An 18,024-nucleotide genomic window follows, 5' to 3' on the forward strand; every position below is an offset into this window, starting at 1 on the left:
GTTTTGGGCGTGAGCGCTCGCCGCGCTTACGCCCAAAACGCCCGCGGCGATCAGGCCGATGGTCCCCGCGCGCGAGCGCGGCGTGTTCGTCGAAGTTCTGCTTGGCGCGCCGTTCATTCCAGCCTCCTGCCGGGTCCCGGCGTCAGGCATGTAGGCGCCTGGGAAAGCTAAGCAAGGTCTGATGCACCTATTGGATGTCATCCGGGTACGGAAGCGCCCTGCCGGTTCAAACCCGGGCGCCTTCCCTCAACCCCCGGCGTCGGGGCTTCGCAGGGCGATCGGCGGCTGGATGAACGGCGCCCCGCCGGTCCGAAAAAACAACAGGCCCGACTGTTCTCAGGCCTCGCCCCGGAAGCGCAACCCTGCGGGACAGGTCAACATTTCTTGTCGCTAAGGTAGAGATCGGGCAGACTTCAGGTTTCAACACCGGGGCAGTCCCATGGACCGTTTGCGCGCACCGTTCTTCTGGTTGGCCGGCTTCGTCCTGCTGGTGGCCCTGCTCGTGGAATGCGCTTCGGCCTTCGTTCTGGACGCCGTGCATCAGGCCGGTTTCGAGGCTTCGACGCCCGGCCTGGGCATTCGCTACCTGCCCGTGCTCGACGGCCTGCTCCTCTACACCGTCCTGCTGATGGGCCTCGGGATTGTGCTGTCGCGCAGCGTGATCGGGCGCGTTCAGGGGATCGTCACCCTGGTGATCGCCTTTTTCGGCCTGCTGGGCGCCATCGTCATGGCGCTGGCGGCCCTGGGTCTGCTGATCCTGATGATCACCCTGCTTGTGGCCGTGCCGTTCGGCACGATCGCCTATTTCGCCGCCTTCGCCGATTTTCCGACCGGGGCGGCGACCGCCACCCTGGGCCTGATCCTGATCCTGAAGATCGCCTTCTGCATCCTGCTGCTCCTCGCCCACCAGCGGTTCCTGCAGAACAAGGGCATCGTCATCCTCAGCGCGGTCTCGATCGGCGCCACCCTGCTGCTGGCGTTCCTGATCGACTTTCCGCCGGGCTTCCTGGCCAGCATCACCGACGCCATAGGCGCGCTGGTCATCGCCATCGTCGGAGCGATCTGGCTGCTGGTGCTGCTGATCGGGTCGCTGCTGGCGATGATCTCGGCGGTCCGGACCGTCAGGATCTGATTACCGGATCGACACGGTGGCGGCGCCTTCCCCCATCGGCGCGACCTGGATCACCCCGCCTCGCCGGTAGATGACGGCCGCGACGTCGTCATCCTTCTTGCGGCAACGGAACTTGTCGTCGCCGATCGCCCGCGCCTTCCGCCAGGGCTCCTCGCAAGCCTCGACCTCATCCTCTTCCAGGACCGCATCTTCATGACACAGGCACACGACCTGAGGGCAGTTCTCACCCGCCTTCTCGTCCTCGGCTTCCCCCGTCTCGACCTCGGCTCCGCACCGATAGGTCGCGACCGCGCCGCGGCCCTCGACCAGGCGAAGACGAGCGATGCGCATCTTTTTGTCCGACCGACCGATCGGCAATTCACCAGGCTTGTCGCCCGCCAGGCCCGAGCCGGGCTGACCGGTGAGGTCGACCGCCTTCTTCAGCAGTTTCGGCGCGAACGGGCGTGACAGCCCCGCCATGACCGAGGCCATCGGCGGAGGCTCCCACGTGGCCAGCGCGTCCTCGTCGATCTCGCCGCTGCTGGTCGTGGGCGGTCCGTGGGCCGCCGGTGGGGCCGGTGGCGTGGTGGCCCGATAGACCGCCACGCCGATCGCCACGGCGAAGCCGATGACGACCAGGACCAGGATGATGATAACGGCCTTCATCGACGCGGCTCAGCCATAGCCGGCCACCAGGATCGCCACGAACGCCGCGCCCAGGCCCACCACGCCGACCGCCGAAAGCACAATGGCCAAGGGCCAGGGCCAGCAGACCCACCCCGTCACCGTGCCGCCGCCGCTCATGAACACCTGGCCCGTCCGGTCCGACGGATTGGCGATGCCGTAGGCCATCACTTCCCAGGGATTGTCGAAATAGGTCCACCAGGTGATGGCGTCGCCGATCCGGCGACCGGAATCGATCAGGCCGGCGATCAGGGCGGGGATGATGGTCAGCGCCATCCAGCCGACATAGGAGAACCAGAAGAACGGTCCCAGCACGCGGTTTTGCCAGATGTGAATCGTCTCGTGCTTGAACAGGTCGGAGGTCGGATTCCAATTGCCCGTGTTGCTCATCACCGCGCCCTGGGTGAAGGCGAAGCCCGAGCGCACGGCAAAGCCCTGGACGTAGCGGTGGGCGTCGTGACGGTTCTCGGCGGGACCGTCGCCATGGTCGCCCCATGCGAAGTTGATCAGGTGCATCAGCACGCCGTTGGTGTTGCCGCCCAGCCCCCAGGTGACATCCAGCAGGAACGCCGGGACACCCAGACCCAGCCACTTGTGGGTGGCCCACAGGCCATCGAACAGGCCGACCAGCCCGCCGACCACCAAGGCGATCCACAACAGGGCCTCGACGCCGATCACCGGGTGTCCGAACCCCAGCGAGATCAGGTTCACCACGCCTGGCCAGATGAAGAACAGCAGACTGGTCACCGTGACCGCGGCGTCCGAGTCCCCGCCGACACTCAGCATGATGCTGATGAAGGTCCGCGCCAGGAAGGCCCCGAACATCGCGGTCAGGAAGGTCTCGAGCGCCCGCCAGAGCGAGGACGAGCCGTCACCCTTGGCCAGGCGGACGATCAGGGCCAAAACCGCCCCGAGGACGCCGAACGCCAGAGAGCCGAGGATGGCCTCCAGGGAGAAAATCCGCTCCATGATCTTGTGCTCCTTGCGGGGCCCGCCGTGCGGCGGGCCCGTTGGTTCGAACTACAGGCGCCCCGGGATGGTCGGTCGCGTGGTCGGTCGTGGGATGAGAATCTTCGGCCGGCAGGCCCGGTAGCGGGACGGACCCGCCGCGTTCTCCTGCGCCACGACCGAACGCCGCTCGCCGCTCACGCAAACGTGGTCGCCGACGAAACCATCACGCCAGACATAGCCCTGCAGGCAGGTGTCCGGGCCGTAGGCGCCGCCGTAGGGGCTGCGGCGCGCGGCCGCATTGGCGTTTTCCTGGGCGGCCAGATAGCGGGACTCGGGCGTGACGCAGACCCGATCGCCGGCCCAGGCCTCCCGCCAGACGAAGCCCTCGATGCAGGCGCCGACCGCCGGATCGCAATTGGCCTCCGCCGGCTGCTCGATCGGCGGCTCTTCCTTGGGCTCGTCCGGCGCGACCACCGGCAGGGGCACGGCGACCGTCAGTTGGACCGGATCGGTCTTCTTGGCCTTGGCCTCCGCCGCCGGGGTCTGGTCCAGCACGGTCTCCGGCGGCTTCTCGCCGGTCTCCTTGTCGGCCCGCTTGACGACCTTGTAGCCGGCCTTGTCCAGCGCCTTGACGGCTTCGGCATAGGGCTGGCCCGCCACGTTCGGAACCTTGGAGCCCCCGCTCATCACCACGATCGCGATGATCGCACCGATCACCAGCACCAGCACCGCGCCGACCACCGCCAGGATCCACCAGGGAAACGGCTTCTTGGGCGGCGGCGCGGCGGCAGCGGCGGCGGCGGGAACCGTGACCGTCGCCGCCGCGCTGTCGGTGCTGTCGTTGTCGGGATCGTTGACATTGATGACCCGCAGCTTGATCCGGTGCTGGCCCGGCGGCGTCGCGGCCGGGATCTTGCCGACCACGGTCACGGTCTGGTTCTCACCCGCCGCGACCGGCCGTTCCGGTTCCCCCTGGACCTGATACCACTCGGCCTTGGCGTCACCCTGGACCTGGACGCTGAAGCGCGCGGTCAGCCCCTCCCCCGTCTTGTTGGTGACGCCGAAGACGGCGCTGCCCTTGTGAAAGGCGCCCTCCTTCTTCAGGGCGATGGTCGTCGGCCCGTCCGGAATCTCAAAACTCGGCATATGTCGATCCTCGTGTTCGCCAGGGCGTCGCGAGCCCCGCGCTCGCGACGCGATACGCTGTCACTTCGGCTGCAGGGCCCTCGTGTTCGGTGCGAGCGTGTTGACCCCTCGCACCTGGTTGCTGAAGTTGACGACCTTGCTGTCCACGGTCGCCTGGCAGAACCTGGTGGCGGTGATGTTCGCCGTGGCGCTGGCGATCGTGATGTTCACCCGCGTGCCGAGCGCGACCTTGGTCTTGGGCTCGATGCTCTGCCTGACGATCATGTTGGGCGTCCCGGTGCAGCTGGAGCCGATGGATCCGATGTCCAGGCCAGCGTTCTTCAGGGCTTGGATCCCCGCGATGCCATTGACCTTCGGGCTGAGCAGGTTGGGAACCACCACCCCGGGATCGACGGTCAACTTCACGACCCCGCCCTTTGGGGCCCTGACGTCCCCGGCCGGGTTCTGGACCAGGACGACGTCCGGCTGCTGACCCGAAGCCTTTCCAATCACAGGCGAGGCGACGGTGAAGCCGCGATCCTCCAGCAGCGCCTGGGCGGCGATGAACGGCTTGCCGGTGACGGTCGGCACCGCCACCGTCTCGCCGACGGCCACCGTCAGCTTGACCTCGACCGCCTTGGGGTCGGCCTGGACGTCGGCCGCGGGCTCCTGCTTGAACACCAGGCCCAGGCCGTTCTCGGGCGAGACCTCCTCGATCGCCGGTCCCGCCTTGAAGCCGCTCTTTTCCAGGGCGGCGACGGCCGTCGGATAGTCCAGTCCGGTCACGCTCGGCACGGCGACCGTCGGCACGCCCGCGACGGTCAGCTTGACCTGGACCGTCTTGGGATCGGCCTTTTGGCCGGCTTCCGGATCCTGCTTGAACACCTTGCCCAAGGGCTTGTCGGGGGCCGGCTCCTTGATCTCCGGCGCGGCCGCGTAGCCCTTCTCCTTCAGCTCGGCGACGGCGGCGGCGTAGTCCAATCCGATGACCTTCGGCACCTTCGGACCGCCGGTCAGCATGACGACGGCGATGATCACCCCGATCACCAGCACCAGCACGCCGCCGGCCACGGCCAGGATCCACCACGGGAAGGGCTTCTTCTTGACGGGCGGCTTGGCCACCGCGGGGATCGTGACGGTCGCCACGGCGCTGTCGGTGGTGTCATTGTCCGGGTCGTTGACGTTGGTCGCGCGCAGCTTGATGCGATGCTGTCCGGCCGGCGTCGCGGCGGGGATCTTCGCCACCACCGTCACCGTCTGGGTTTCGCCGGTCGCGACCGGCCGCTCCGGCTCGCCCTGGATTGAGTACCATTCGGCCTTGCCGCTGCCCTGGACCTGCACGCTGAACCGGGCGGTCAGCCCCTCCCCGGTCTTGTTGGTCACGCCGAACACGGCGTTTCCCTTGTGGAATCCGGCCTCCGTCTTCAGGGCCACGGTCGTGGGGCCGTCCGGAATCTCGAAACTCGGCATGGGCGTTCGTCCTCGTGCTCGCGATCAGGCTGCGGAAAACTCGATTTCGTAGGTCGTGTAGGCGGGCCGCTCTTCGTCGACGATGCGACGCACCAGGTCGGCCAGGGGCTGGGCCGCCGCCGGGGCGACGACGCGGAGATGGAAGCTTCGGGCGACGCCCTTCGGTCCTGGCGGGTTCTCTTCCACGGCATAGCCGGACAGGCCCGTGGCCACGGTCAGGATGCGTTCGAGGGTCCGGCGCGTGCCGCGCCAGCGCGCCAGTTCGGCCGCCTCCAGGCACAGCAGCCGCAACCGGCCCAGGCCGGCGGCGTAGCGCGGCGCCCCTTCGCCAGGACGCCCGCCGGTCCAATCCAGGTAGCGGTCCAGGTCCAGCCAGCGCGCCAGCATCAGGGCGAAGTCGGGCGGCGCGCGCATCGGGTCGAGATGGGCGTCGAGCGACGCCAGGGCGCTCTCGGCCGGCGCCTGCAGCACCTCCATCACCTCCAGCACCGCGGCCAGGGGCTTCTTCGGCGGGACGACGACGGGATCGCCGGACGGTTTCTCCAGCGGGATGGCGGCCTGGTAGGTTTCCGGCAGCAGGCGGGCGATGCGGGCGCGATCCATGGTCAGCCTCCCGTATCGTCATCGATCACCACGGAAAGGTGGTGCTGGTCGGCGCAGTAGAGCCAGTTGGGCGGCAGAGGGATCCGGTCGGTGAACACCGTGGCCGAGGCCGTGGCGAAGCGCAGGGCCCCGTCGAGGCTGCGATGGACGCCCATCGGACCGCCCGCGAACACCAACGGCGCGCCGCCCGGCGCCGGCGCGGCCGCCACGCAGGACACCACGTGCAGCAGGCGCTCGGTGTCGCGGATCGGCAGGCCCGCGTCGAGGGGCGCGGCGCGCCAGGCCGGAGCCGCCACGGTGGTGTCCAAGGCCAGAACGCCGCCGCGGTTGGAACCGGCGAACACCCATTGGTCGGCGAAGGCCAGGCCCTCGCAGGACCCGCCCTGCCAGCCGACGTTGAACGGCTTGAAGCCCTCGGGATCGTCGGCCCCGCCCGAACGCAGCTCCACCCGGAAGGCGCCGGAGCCCTGCTGGCCGGCCTCGGCCGCAGCCGCCGCCCAGAGGAAGTCGCGGGCGTTGAAGCGCTGCACCGTCAGGCTGCGGATGTCCTGGCCCGACAGGCCGATCGGATGGAAGCTGTCGGACACCCCGCCCAAGGCCGACAGATAGACTCCGCCCTTGACCCGGGCGGCCACCGCGACCTGGACCACCCCGGCCGACGACACCGAGGTCGTCACGGCGTAGAAGCCCTTGGTGTCGCGGGCCTTGTCGACGACCACCGGGGCCGGACCGGCGTCGCCGAACGGCTTGAGCTGGCGCAGGCCCTCCGCCGTGGCGATCAGCAGCAGGGGCGAGCCCTCCCGGTCGACCCAGTCGGCGTCGGACACCTCGCTGTTGAAGACCGCCGCCTCGGTCTTCCAGGTCTCGCCGCAGTCGCGCGACACGTGGATGGCGCCTCCGGCCTTGCGAACCACGCCCAGGGCCACCAGGCCGGGGCGATCGCGGTGGCGGCGCACGAACAGCGGGCGATCGCCGTCGGCCTTGAACACCACCGACCAGGTGCCGCCGTCGTCCAGGCTGCGGTGCAGGCCCTGGTTGGTGGCGGCGAACCAGGTGCGCGCCTGGTGCGGATCGCGCAGCAGGTCCGACACGTCGCGGTCCGGCGCCTCGCCGATGGTCAGGCGAAGTTGGTCGGCATAGCGCACGCTGGGATCGGCCAGCATGGCTTCATAGACGTCGGAGGCCCGAAGGACCTGGCCGAACGGTTCGTCGCGCAGGGGCGAGAACAGCCGGTTGAGGCGGGTGCGCAGGCGCGCCTCGACGGCCGGCGCATCCTCCTCGCGGCTGACCACGACCCGCGCCGCCACCGACACCGGCCGCACCCTGGCCCAGCCCACCGCCGTCTGCACGCCGAGCGGCCGTCGCTGGTCGACGGCCTTCTGGACGCGCGCCCGCAGCTCCTCGCTTCGACGCTCGACCACGACCTGGGCGGTCACCCCCGCGTCGGGCAACTTTTCGGCGTCGACCGCCGGCACCAGCAGGATCTCGACCACCCCCGGGGCGGCATGGGCCCAGACCTGGGACTGGGCGTAGGCCTTGGCCCGCGCCACCGCCCCGACGCTCAGGGCGACGCGTTCGAAGTCGCGGGCGGTGACCGCGCAACGCATGGAGGTCAGTTCCAGCGGCCCGCGCCTCATCGCCGCCGGCACCGTCTCGGCCTCGGCCCCGCCCGCCGCTCGCGCCAGGTTGGTCACCGCCAGGTCGGGGATCGGGGTCTTGAACACCGTGAGGGCGCCGGGAACCACGTTGCCGGCCCGGCCCCCGCCGCCGCGGTACCAGACCCGGATGTCCCGGCCGAGGGCCGGCACGGCCGACACCGGCGTGGATCCCTCCCCGGCCAGGGCCGGGGCGAACTGGATGCGGCCCATGGCGCGGTCGACGCGATAGACGCAGTCGGTCGGCGCGGCGTCGGCGAAGCTGACGACCTCCCGCCAGATCCGATAGCTCTTGTCGCCCAGGGTGCGCGACACCGCCCCGTCGGCCAGTTCGGCGCTGTCGGCCTCCACGCCGACGATCAGGTCAAGTCCATCGCCGGACGGAGCGATGATCGGCGGCCGCTTGATCTGCACGCTCTGGCCGGACGCGCCGGTCCCCAATCCCACCGCCTCGGCCTCGGTCATGTCGCAGTGCAGGGCCGGCGCCTCGACGCTCTTCTGGCCGGCGGCCAGGACCACGGCCTGGGTGACGACGAAGGTCACCGAGCCGTCGCTGGTGGCGATGCGCGCGCCCGCGGGGACGGCGATCCGCGCATTGCCGCTGGTGCGGGTGAACGTCAGCGTGACCGCCGCCGCGGCGGGCGGCCGGATCTGGGCGCCGACCAGGTTCAGCAGGCTGACATACAGCTTCTCCGGCACGCGATTGAGCCGGTACAGCATGGTGTCGGTCAGATAGGCGAAAGTCTCCAGCAGGGTGATGCCGGGATCACTGGGATTGCGATCGGTCCATTCCGGACAGGAGCGATCGATGACCTTGATGGCGTCGGCCATGAGGTCCGCGAAGGAGCGGTCGTCCAGCTTGGGGGTGGGCAGCGGCATCAGGCGGCCTCCCCATGCAGGTCGAGGCCGAACTGCAGTTGGCCCGCCTGGTTGCTGCTACGCACCCGGTAGTCCAGCGAGACGGTCAGTTGGCTGGGCGCGGCGGGATCGACGCCAGCGTCCAGCCGCAAGATTTCGATCCTCGGCTCCCAGCGCTTGATCGACTGACGCACATAGTGGATGGCCAGGCCGGCGGTCGTAGCGTCGTTGGGCGCGAACATCAGTCGGTGCAGGGGGCAGCCATAGCTGGGTCGCATGACCCGCTCGCCCGGTATGGTGGTCAGCAACAGGATGATGGCCTGGCGCACGGCGTCGTGACCGCTGACCTCGGCCAGCCGCCCCGCCGGCGACAGGATCAGCCCCGCCGGCCGCCGCAGCTCGGACGTCGCCCCGCCCAGCTCCGCGCCTTCGAACCGGATGCCCCGAACGGTCTTCATGCTCAACTCCCGGCCGCCACGAGACGCTGGCCAGGGTCGACCACGCGATAATTGACCGTTCCCGGCGGCGAGCCGTCGGTAAGGCCGGTGACCGTATCGAGGCACACCGCCCGGCCGCCGATGGTGACGAAGGTCGAGTAGCCCTGCTTGACCGCCAGCGTCGTCAGGCAAGGCCGCAGGCCAATGACCGGATTGGCGTTCGGACAGGCCGAGATCGGCCGCGACTGGGGATTGGGGTTGACCAGCGCCAATCGGTTCTTGATGCGCACCAGGGTCTGGGTCGGGGCGATGCCCACCCGGCCGCCGTGATCGCAGACCAGCGTCGCGTCCTGGGTCAGCCACAGCATGCTCAGCCCTCCTCGAACGCGACGGCGGCGGCGCGGATCGTCAGTCGACGGCCCGGGGCCTCGATGACCAGGTCGCCGCTGGCCCGCAGGCGCGAGCCGTTGGGGCCGAACTCGAACAGCCCGCCGGCGCGGGTCTCCAGCCGCGCCAGGGCGTCGACGCTGTCCAGGGTCAGGACCTGGCCGCCCGGCGTCCGCACGGTGAAGGCCCGCGCGCCGGCCGTCCCCGCGCCCCGCGGCCCCGGGGCGGCGCGCTCGCCGTAGAGCCCGCCCAGGACGACGCCGCGCGCCGGATCGCCGTCCGGAAACAGCACCAGCACGTCGTCGTCGGGCTCGGGCAGGATGGCCACGCCCTTCTCGGCCCCCGCGCCCAGCAGCAGTACCGACATCCAGCCGGTCTCGACGTCGCCCAGCACCGGCAGGCGGGCCCGCACCCGCGCCAGGCCGTCAGGATCGTCGGCGTCCGTCACCTTGCCCAAGGTGAAAGCCGGAACGCGCGGACGATCGGGCCGGGCTGGCGGCTCGGTCGAGATCTCGACCACGTAGCCGCGCGCCTCCTCGAAGCGATGCAGGGCGCGCGTCACCACGCAGCGACCATCGACCAGGTCGCCGACGCCCTCCAGGTTCACCGGTCGCCCGGGACGCAGGCGGGTGTCGCCCTCGACCACCGCCTCCAGCAGGACGGCGCGGGCCACGGCGCGGTCGAGATCGGCCTGGGCCAGGCTTTCGGCCTCGGCGGCGCCGGCGGCCAGGCGGTTGAACAAGGTTCGGCCGCCCAGGTCCGGAAAGGCCGCCAGCCCGCCATCCCGCAATTCCTCGGCGTCCTGGCGGGCCAGGCCGGCGCGGGCGTTGGCCGCAACGGCGCGGGAAGGGTCCCACGACTGGGCGCCGGTCCAGGGCCGCAGGGAGTCGGCGCCCGCCGTGGCCCGGGCCTGGATGATCTCGCGGCGCATCCGCAGCGGGATCGGCTCGCCCTCCCCCGCCAGGCTGACCAGCTGCAATTGCCCGGCCTCCAGCAGCAGGTACAGGCCGGCGTCGCGCGCCAGGTCGACCACCAGGTCGAAGTCGTTCTGGTCGTGCTGGACGATCAGGGCCCGGGTCGGCGGATGCTCGACGCAACGGAAGGTCAGGCCCAGCTCGCCCGCCATCTGCCCCGCGACGTCGGCGACGGTCATGTCGGTCAGGGCCCGGGCCCGCTGGCGCAGCCGCGTCCTGTGGAGCTTGTCGAGCGCCCGCAGTCGCACGACCCGTCCCTGGGCGGCGTCCTGCTGGTATTCGACGGCCGTGATCTCGCCTTCGAACAGATCGCCCGAACCGTCGACGGCGAAGGCCAGGCCGGCGCCCAGGCGCAGGTCGGTCAAGGCGTCCGCCGGCGCGTCGGCGAAGACCAGTTCGGCCATGGCCGGCGCATTGAGGGCTTGGCGCACGAAGGCCGAGACGGCGTAGCGTCCCAGGTCAGGATCCAGGGGGGCGTCCTCGAGGCGGACCCGCAGCGGGCGATTGGCGAAGATCGAGGTCACGCTCGCGCCTCCAACAGGATCGACAGCGGCGGCAGCACGACGGTCGTGCCTTCGGGGACGTTCAGGGGGTCGTCGACGCCGTTATAGGCGGCGAGATCGGCCCACAGGGTCGGGTCGCCGTAGCCATCGTCGGCGATCTGGTCGAAGCGCTTCAACGGCAAGCCGTCGTTGTCGACCGGCATGTCGACCGCCGGGGCCTGGTCGCCCGAACCGCCGTCGAGGTTGGAGGGGGCTTCATATTGCGGAGTGACGGGCCGGCTGGGGGCCGGGCGCGGCTCGGAATCCTCGACACGGCGCAGGCGCAGGCTGAGCCAGGAGCGCCGGGGCGCGCCATCGGCGTTGAACCGCTCGAGACGTTCGGACACGTGCAGCACGACGCCCGGGATGTTCCAGGACTTGCCCCAGATGAACCTGACCGTGGGCGGGGCGGCGAAGCCGTCGGCCGCGACGGCGTTCTCGGTCAAGTCCCACAACGGACGGGTCAGGGCGCGAACATCGTCGTCCTCGGCCGGTCCCTGGCCGTCTTCCGGCGTCCTCGGCGGACGCCCCTCGCGAGAGACCTCGACATCGAACAACAGCTTCAGATCATACTCGGTGACCCCTCCGCCGGTGGCGATCAGCGGATCCTCGGAACGCGCCACGCCCGTCAGGAAGCCGCCGCCGGCCAGCCGCGTCCGCACTCCGGCGGTGCGCCGCGCCTCGAGGTTCTCGGGATTGAGCAGGCACGAGATCCGCTCGCCGGACCTTTCCAGCAGGAAGGCTACACGCTCCATCGGCCCTCCTCCTGTTCACGAGCCAGTTCGTCCCAACGCGGGAGCGGCGCTTCGGCGCCCTGCGGTGACGCGAAGGTCGCCGGCGGCAAAGCCGGCCAGCGATCGTCCGTCGCCGCCCCGGCGAACGGATGCACAGCGGTCCGCGAGGTGACCGCGCCGGGCGCCGTGAAGGTCGGCCGCCTGGCGTGATCGCGGGCTTCGTCGTCCGGCGCGTACACGGTCCGCCCGAGGGTCGAAGCCCCGCGCTCCTGCCCCCACGCCAGGGGTTCGGGGGGGCGGGTCGCGGCCGGAGCTGGGTTCCAGTCAAGGCCGGACCGCGAAACGACCGACGGCGCGTGCGTCGAAAACGTCCCCTTCCGCGGCGCGGGGCTCGGCGCCAGTGCGCGCGGGGGCGCATCCCCCGATGTCCGGTCGCCCGATGACGCGCGCTCCGCGATCGCCGGACCGGCGGCTGGACGGCGCTCGGAACGGGCGCCCAAGCCGGCAAGCGCTCGGAAGATCGCGCCTCGCGCGGCCGGCGCGGGCTGGATCGGCGCGTCGGTCGATCGGCTCGACCCTGGGCGCCGGACGCCCCCGGTCTCGCCACCGGCAAGAGCGGCGAGCGCGAGTTCGACGGCGCCGGCCCTGTCCGTGGCGGCCCGGGCTTCGCCAATGGGTCCTGTGCGTCGCGGCGGCCCGATCCGGGGCGCAAGGGACCGGACGACGCGCGCCGGCTTCTCGATGAGCGCCTCGACCAACCAGGACTTGCGGCCACGGGCGACGGTCGCCGCCTCGATCCCATCCGACCGGAGTTCCGGTTCGCACGCCGGGCCCTTCTGGGCGGGCGCTCGGTCGGGCGGCGCGCCTTCCGTCGACGGCCGGCGGAGGGACCGGAGTTCGACCACATCCGGCGTTTCGACGCCCGGCCATGGCGCTTCCGGCTCGGTCGATTCAGGACGCCCTTCCGCTTCGGAGGGCGGGATGACCCGCGGCCTCGCCGAGGACGGCGTGTCCGCCTTGACCGACAGCGGTGAGCGCGGGCGACGCGCCAAGGCCCCGGCGCTCGGCGCGGACGGCGCAAGGGTCGCAGGCCCGGGCGCGGAGGCCGAGGATGCGAACACCGGCCTTGACCGCCGCTTCGATGTGACCTCGGGCCGACGCCATACCTCGGACGGTCGTTCACGCAGCGCGGCCAGGGTGGGGACGGTCGCCTCGTAGCGCGGCGCCGGCCGGGCCGAAGGCGGATCGCGCGGAACGGCGACGCGCTCCATCGCTTCGACCGGCGACGGCGAAGCCTCCGGCCGCGGCGGCGGCCAGGTCGCCGGATCGCTGTTCAGCGACAACGGAACCTCGCCCGCCTGCGCCAATTGGGACGTCCGCTCGGCGAGGTGCGCCAGCCAATGGGCCGGCGCGCCCGGATATCGTTCGGCCAGGGCGGCCATGACCGGGTCGGGCGCCGGTACGGATCGATCCTCGGAGGCGCGCTCCAGGGCCTGGGCCACGGAGCGGGCCAGGGCGGCCATGGCGATCAGCCAACCCGAAAACAGGCGGCGAAGGACCATGGCTTAGGCTCGGGTCAGGGTGTCGAAGGACAGTTTGAGTTCCTCGATCGCCACCTCGCGGCCAAGCGCATCGAACGACACCCCGCTCCACTCGCAGGGCCAGGCGTTGTCCAGGTTCCAGCGCAGGACCTCGGCCGTGCCCTTCACGTCCATCATCGCGATCGAGATGTTGCGGCGCGGCGTTCCGCCCGCCAGGACCTCCTTGAGCCAGTCCCACAGGGCCGGCGTCTTGGTCAGGCCATAGCGCAGCGTGACCTCGGCATACTCGACCGGCCCGGGCAGGGTTCGCACGATCTGGCCGCTGCCGGACTCGCGATAGCGGATCGGATGGATCCGCACGCCAAGGCCGAAGCACTCGGTGAACCGGACATCGCCCATCTCGCGGGACGAGAGCATGAAGTTGTAGTTGCGATAGACATCGGGGAGAGCGCCGACCTTGGGCGCCGCCGCTGCTTCTTCGGGCTTGGTGGCCATGACGGATCCTCTTCAAGGTTGGGGGTCAGGCGGTCTCGACGGTGGATCCGACCGCCGTCTGGCCGATGCGGAAGATGACGAACTCGGCGGGCTTCACCGGGGCGATGCCGATCACCACCACCACCTGGCCGGCGTCGACTACTTCGGGCGGATTGGTCTCGGCGTCGCACTTGACGAAGAAGGCGTCCTCGGGCCGCGCCCCGGCCAGGGCGCCCTGCCGCCAGAGCAGGGTCAGGAAGGCGCCGACGTCACGCTGGATGTCCTTCCACAGCGGGCCAGCATTAGGCTCGAACACCACCCAGCGGGTGCTGATGGCGATCGACTCCTCGATCATGTTGAACAGGCGCCGGACATTCAGATAGCGCCAGTTGCTGGCGCTGGGCGCCAGGGTCCGGGCGCCCCAGACGCGCACGCCCTCGCGGGTGAAGAAGCGGATGCAATTGACCCCGACCGGATTGAGCACGTCCTGCTCGGCCCGCGACAACATCTGGGTCAGGCCTTCGGCGCCGCGGATCGTGACGTTGGCCGGGGCCTTGTGCACGCCACGCTCGCTGTCGGTGCGGGCATAGATGCCGGCCATGTGGCCCGAGGGCGGGATCTGGGCCAGGCTGTCCGGATCGACCGCGTCGCGACCCCGCAGCCATGGAAAGTAGCAAGCCCCGTAGCCGCCGTCAGAGTCCCGGGGGCGCAGGCCCGGCTTGGGGCCGCGCCCGCGAGCCGGCGGCGAGGCGGTGTCGCCCTCGGCGGCTGGCGTCGGCGACGGGGTTGCGCTTCCGTCGGCGGCGCGGGTCAGCACCTCGACGTCGTCGACGCGCGGCGGGGCGTCCAGGATCGCCACGCGGTCCTTCAGAGACTCCGCCGCGTCCAGCAGCGCACCATGAGAGGCCGGGTCCGTGCGGCCCGGAGCGGCGATAATGGCGATCTCGTCGATCGCCGCCAGGGCGTCCAGCCCCCGCCCCTTGCCAGCAATCGCGCCGTCGGCCTTGGTGTTGACGACGTAGCAGCGCGAACCGCCGTTCAGGAAAAAGCCGTAGACGGCGTTGGCCAGGTCGGTGCCCTTGTCGCCGTCGCGCACGTAGCGTCGCCGAAACTCGCTCCAATTGTTGATCGCCACGGCCTCGTCGATGAAGGCGTCGGGGTTCGGCGCGGTTCCGACGAAGCCGGCCGTCGATGTTCCGACCGCCTCGATCGGGCGGGTTCCAGAGTCGATCTCCTCGACGTAGACGCCGGGGCTCAAATAGGACGGCATGTCAAATCTCCAGCGGTAGACGAAGGATCAGGGGGGTTTCGCTCTCGACCTCACGGTCGATCTCGACCCCGCGGGCGCGAACGTTGAGGCGCACCGGGGCGCCCTTGCGGCCAATGGGTCCGGGAAGGCGGAAGCGGCCGGACGCGTCGGTCCGAGCGGCGTGGTCCACGCCCTCGACGCGCACCACGGCCCCGGCGACCGGCGTGTCGCCGGGGCCCAGGACGGAGCCCTGGAGCAGGCCCAGTTCGCCGGAGTCGATCTTGAGCGGAAAGCGGACCAGAGCCGCCCGGGCGGCCGCCCGACGGCGCGCGATCGACACCGTGGCCCGCAGCACGAAGCCGGGCCCTGGCGGCAGGTCGAGGTCGGCGCAGAGCTTCAGCGCGTCGCGGTCCAGCACCACCTCGGCCTCGTCATGCTCCATGGCCGCGAACAGCAGCGCCATGGCGCCGGTTTGCTCGACGATCGGGTCCGCGGCGCGGACGGTGACCAGGTAGTCGGCGGTCAGGGTCAGCGGCGGCGCGGCCGCGCGCGGCGTCGCGCAGGGCGCCAGGCCGACCAGGCGAAGATCAACCCCCTCCCCGCAGTCGCGATCGCCCAAGGACCGGGCGACGACGGCTCGCCCCGGCAGGATCTCCTGGGTCCAGCCGACCAGCTCTCGCGTCGTCTCCTCCAGCCCCTCGGCCATTTTCTGATCACTCCCCAGGTACAACCCAAAGACGTCAGGACATACTTACGCCGAATTTCGAGCAAATGAAAAGCTCGGATTTCATCGTTTTTCGAACTCGATTTACTCGTGAATGAAATTTACAGGCGCAAGCTAACGCATGCCGGCCGCACGACGTCGCACTTTGAATAAGACATGGCGGATCATTAAGCGCCAATTACTTGGCACCTTTCGCCATAGACAACTATTATTTACTCAGATTAAAAAGCCCATCATTCAATACTAGGTACTAAAATTTCCATTTTTATTTCGATAATGACCAACAAGTGCAGCTTTGAGATGCAACTATATTGTAGTTATGAAAATCAAGAACAAACGCGATAGTTGTGCATGAGCGTGACCCAGGCGCCGGCCGAGCGGGCAGGTCGGGTGGGCCGGTGCGTCGCCCGCCCCCGGCCAAGCCTAGTCACCTCACCAGGACCCCATCGCAAGGGACAATGCGCCGTGACCGCCGGGCATTGGCGGAGCCCTCGCCCTCGCGACCCGAGCCGCCGTCACGCTCGATTCTCCTCTCGCCAATAGAAATAGAGCAGCACCGCCATGGCGCCGGCCAACGGATGCCAGAGCATGCCGTGCGGCTGGAAGAACTCCGTGGGGTGGCACATCGGTTCGCCCGTCTGGGAAAGCGCCCAGAACACGGTCGCGGTGATGATGCAGCCCACGGCCAGCCACCAGAGCAGGATGGTCAGCCATTTGCCCTGCCAGGGCTTGCCGTCCCGCACGCAGGCGACGATCTCGAGCGCCAGATAGGCCGCCACCAGGGTGACGATCAGGATCAGCGACTTGAACTCCCACTGCCAGATGGCGTGGATGATCACGAACACCACGACCGTGATGGGATAGAAGACCCAGAACACCCAATCGGCGGGAACCAGGCGGCGCAAGGTGTAGAACACCAGGAAAGCCGCATAGATGTACATCGACAGACCGTCGAAGTTTCCCGCCCAGCCGACGATCGAGGCGTGAAACCACATGCTGCCCAAGCCCAGGAACAGCACGGCGAAGACGTACAGATCGGCGATGAGGTTGTCGGACCGCATGACGTTCTCGCCGCGCGCGCCGTCCTTGCGGTCCAGGTAGATCACGAAGGCCACCAGGCCGGCGGTCAGGATCGAATAGAGGTTGAACCAGGTGTTGACCGGCTGCCGGACGCCTTTGGCGTGCGCGATCACGTCGGCCGGATCGAAGGCCTCGCAGAAGCAGGTGTTGGGCGTTGTGTTCATGCAGCTGTCGGGACTACCCGGCCAACCGGCGGCGACGAAGATCAGGAACGGCAGCAAGACCAGGACGACCCCGGCCCCCAACACGATGAAACCGCGATAAGCGCTCATGATCCCTCCTCGAAAACTCGGGTGGACACGGAACTCTTCCCGGACAATTCGGGTACGCAGGTCGGCAAACGGTCGACGCCAGCCGGAATCGAGGACGACAGCCCCTCAAGCCGGCGCAGCCTGGCGAGACGCCGTGGCTTGACGCCCGATCCCCCGGACCCTGACGGCCTACAGTCAAGGTTACGCGGATTGAGGGATCAATTCGCCAACTGAACTCATAGGTGGAGCTTAACAGGCCTTCGCGATCCGTCCAGACGCCATTTCTCCGAACCGCGGCGCGGAGCGACCGTCCGCGAACGGTGGTGTTTCCCGCCTCCGACTTCGGTAGAGTCGCGCGGAGATTCCCCGTCGGAAGCGGTCGCATGGCGCAGAACAACAAGACCAAGGTCGTCATCCTCGCCGGCGGCAAGGGCACAAGGATCGCCGAGGAGACCCAGGTCCGTCCCAAGCCGATGGTCGAGATCGGCGGCCGGCCGATCATCTGGCACATCATGAAGTGCTACAGCGCCCACGGCCTGAACGACTTCGTCATCTGTTGCGGCTACCTGGGCGACAAGGTCCGCGAATACTTCCTCAACTACGCCTACCAGAACGCCGACCTGACGATCTCGCCGAACGGCCAGGTCGAGGTCCACCAGCGCCATGCCGAGCCCTGGACGGTCACCCTGGTCGACACCGGCGACGAGACCATGACCGGAGGGCGGATCAAGCGGGTGGGCCGCTACATCGCCGACGATCCCTATTTTTGCCTGACCTATGGCGACGGCCTGTCCGACGTCGACATCGGCGCGCTGGTCCGCTTCCATGAGGCCCACGGCGCCCAGGCGACGATCACGGCCGTCAGCCCCCTCGCTCGGTTCGGCGCCCTGAAGATAAAGGGCGACACCGTCGAGCGGTTCGTCGAGAAGCCCTCAGCCGAGGGCGGACGGATCAATGGCGGCTTCTTCGTGCTGTCACCCAAGGTCCTGGACCTGATCGAAGGCGACGAGACGGTGTTCGAACAGGCCCCGCTGGAGCGGCTGGCCAAGAGCGGGCAGCTACGGGCCTTCCGCCACGACGGCTTCTGGCAGCCGATGGATACGCTGCGCGAAAAACTCCACCTCGAAGATCTGTGGGCCAAGGGCGCGCCCTGGAAGTCCTGGTAGGCGCCCGG

General features: G+C 69.5%; 17 protein-coding genes. 2 read left to right on the plus strand and 15 right to left on the minus strand.

The window, feature by feature from the left end:
- Nucleotides 1-439 precede the first annotated feature (439 nt).
- On the plus strand, nucleotides 440-1,132 hold the full coding sequence (locus AC07NX_RS18175; RefSeq protein ID WP_494643672.1) for a hypothetical protein: 693 nt from the start codon (nucleotides 440-442) through the stop codon (nucleotides 1,130-1,132).
- Here the strand turns inward: AC07NX_RS18175 and AC07NX_RS18180 are convergent, their stop codons facing one another.
- The 15 genes from AC07NX_RS18180 to AC07NX_RS18250 form a co-directional block, all read right to left on the minus strand.
- Complete coding sequence (locus tag AC07NX_RS18180) at nucleotides 1,133-1,777, minus strand: hypothetical protein (RefSeq protein ID WP_494643673.1); 645 nt, start codon at nucleotides 1,775-1,777, stop codon at nucleotides 1,133-1,135.
- A gap of 9 nt (nucleotides 1,778-1,786) precedes the next feature.
- Entirely contained in the window at nucleotides 1,787-2,764 is a 978-nt protein-coding gene (locus AC07NX_RS18185; protein ID WP_494643674.1) for a hypothetical protein, read from the minus strand.
- Between the two features lie 51 nt (nucleotides 2,765-2,815).
- Complete coding sequence (locus AC07NX_RS18190; RefSeq protein ID WP_494643675.1) at nucleotides 2,816-3,892, minus strand: PASTA domain-containing protein; 1,077 nt, start codon at nucleotides 3,890-3,892, stop codon at nucleotides 2,816-2,818.
- Between the two features lie 60 nt (nucleotides 3,893-3,952).
- Nucleotides 3,953-5,341 (minus strand): PASTA domain-containing protein, encoded by a 1,389-nt coding sequence (locus AC07NX_RS18195; protein WP_494643677.1) that lies wholly within the window; start codon nucleotides 5,339-5,341, stop codon nucleotides 3,953-3,955.
- A gap of 24 nt (nucleotides 5,342-5,365) precedes the next feature.
- The gene (locus tag AC07NX_RS18200; RefSeq protein WP_494643678.1) at nucleotides 5,366-5,944 is read right to left on the minus strand and encodes a hypothetical protein; all 579 of its coding nucleotides are present in this window, start codon (nucleotides 5,942-5,944) and stop codon (nucleotides 5,366-5,368) included.
- A gap of 2 nt (nucleotides 5,945-5,946) precedes the next feature.
- The gene (locus AC07NX_RS18205; protein ID WP_494643679.1) at nucleotides 5,947-8,478 is read right to left on the minus strand and encodes a baseplate J/gp47 family protein; all 2,532 of its coding nucleotides are present in this window, start codon (nucleotides 8,476-8,478) and stop codon (nucleotides 5,947-5,949) included.
- Nucleotides 8,478-8,915, minus strand: a complete 438-nt coding sequence (locus AC07NX_RS18210) for a GPW/gp25 family protein (RefSeq protein WP_494643681.1) — start codon at nucleotides 8,913-8,915, stop codon at nucleotides 8,478-8,480. Before AC07NX_RS18210 ends, AC07NX_RS18205 begins: the two co-directional genes overlap by 1 nt.
- Nucleotides 8,916-8,917: 2 nt before the next feature.
- Nucleotides 8,918-9,262 carry a hypothetical protein gene (locus AC07NX_RS18215; protein WP_035081941.1) on the minus strand — a complete coding sequence of 115 codons (345 nt, stop codon included), beginning with the start codon at nucleotides 9,260-9,262 and terminating at the stop codon, nucleotides 8,918-8,920.
- 2 nt (nucleotides 9,263-9,264) lie between these two features.
- A complete protein-coding gene (locus AC07NX_RS18220) occupies nucleotides 9,265-10,779 on the minus strand; it encodes a phage baseplate assembly protein V (RefSeq protein WP_494643682.1) in 1,515 nt (504 codons plus the stop codon).
- On the minus strand, nucleotides 10,776-11,552 hold the full coding sequence (locus AC07NX_RS18225) for a CIS tube protein (RefSeq protein ID WP_494643683.1): 777 nt from the start codon (nucleotides 11,550-11,552) through the stop codon (nucleotides 10,776-10,778). The genes AC07NX_RS18220 and AC07NX_RS18225 overlap by 4 nt, the downstream gene beginning before the upstream one ends.
- Nucleotides 11,540-13,093, minus strand: a complete 1,554-nt coding sequence (locus AC07NX_RS18230) for a hypothetical protein (protein WP_494643685.1) — start codon at nucleotides 13,091-13,093, stop codon at nucleotides 11,540-11,542. Before AC07NX_RS18230 ends, AC07NX_RS18225 begins: the two co-directional genes overlap by 13 nt.
- Nucleotides 13,094-13,096: 3 nt before the next feature.
- Complete coding sequence (locus AC07NX_RS18235; RefSeq protein ID WP_018062583.1) at nucleotides 13,097-13,567, minus strand: phage tail protein; 471 nt, start codon at nucleotides 13,565-13,567, stop codon at nucleotides 13,097-13,099.
- A 25-nt stretch (nucleotides 13,568-13,592) separates the two neighbouring features.
- The gene (locus AC07NX_RS18240; RefSeq protein WP_494643687.1) at nucleotides 13,593-14,816 is read right to left on the minus strand and encodes a phage tail sheath family protein; all 1,224 of its coding nucleotides are present in this window, start codon (nucleotides 14,814-14,816) and stop codon (nucleotides 13,593-13,595) included.
- Between the two features lies 1 nt (nucleotide 14,817).
- Nucleotides 14,818-15,501, minus strand: a complete 684-nt coding sequence (locus AC07NX_RS18245) for a carboxypeptidase-like regulatory domain-containing protein (RefSeq protein WP_494643689.1) — start codon at nucleotides 15,499-15,501, stop codon at nucleotides 14,818-14,820.
- 533 nt (nucleotides 15,502-16,034) lie between these two features.
- Nucleotides 16,035-16,871, minus strand: a complete 837-nt coding sequence (locus AC07NX_RS18250) for a hypothetical protein (RefSeq protein WP_494643690.1) — start codon at nucleotides 16,869-16,871, stop codon at nucleotides 16,035-16,037.
- 362 nt (nucleotides 16,872-17,233) lie between these two features.
- On the opposite strand from AC07NX_RS18250, the gene rfbF reads away from it, so the two are divergent.
- Complete coding sequence (rfbF, locus tag AC07NX_RS18255; RefSeq protein ID WP_494643692.1) at nucleotides 17,234-18,016, plus strand: glucose-1-phosphate cytidylyltransferase; 783 nt, start codon at nucleotides 17,234-17,236, stop codon at nucleotides 18,014-18,016.
- Nucleotides 18,017-18,024: the final 8 nt, after the last annotated feature.

This window comes from Caulobacter sp. GW821-FHT09A05, assembly GCF_059418465.1.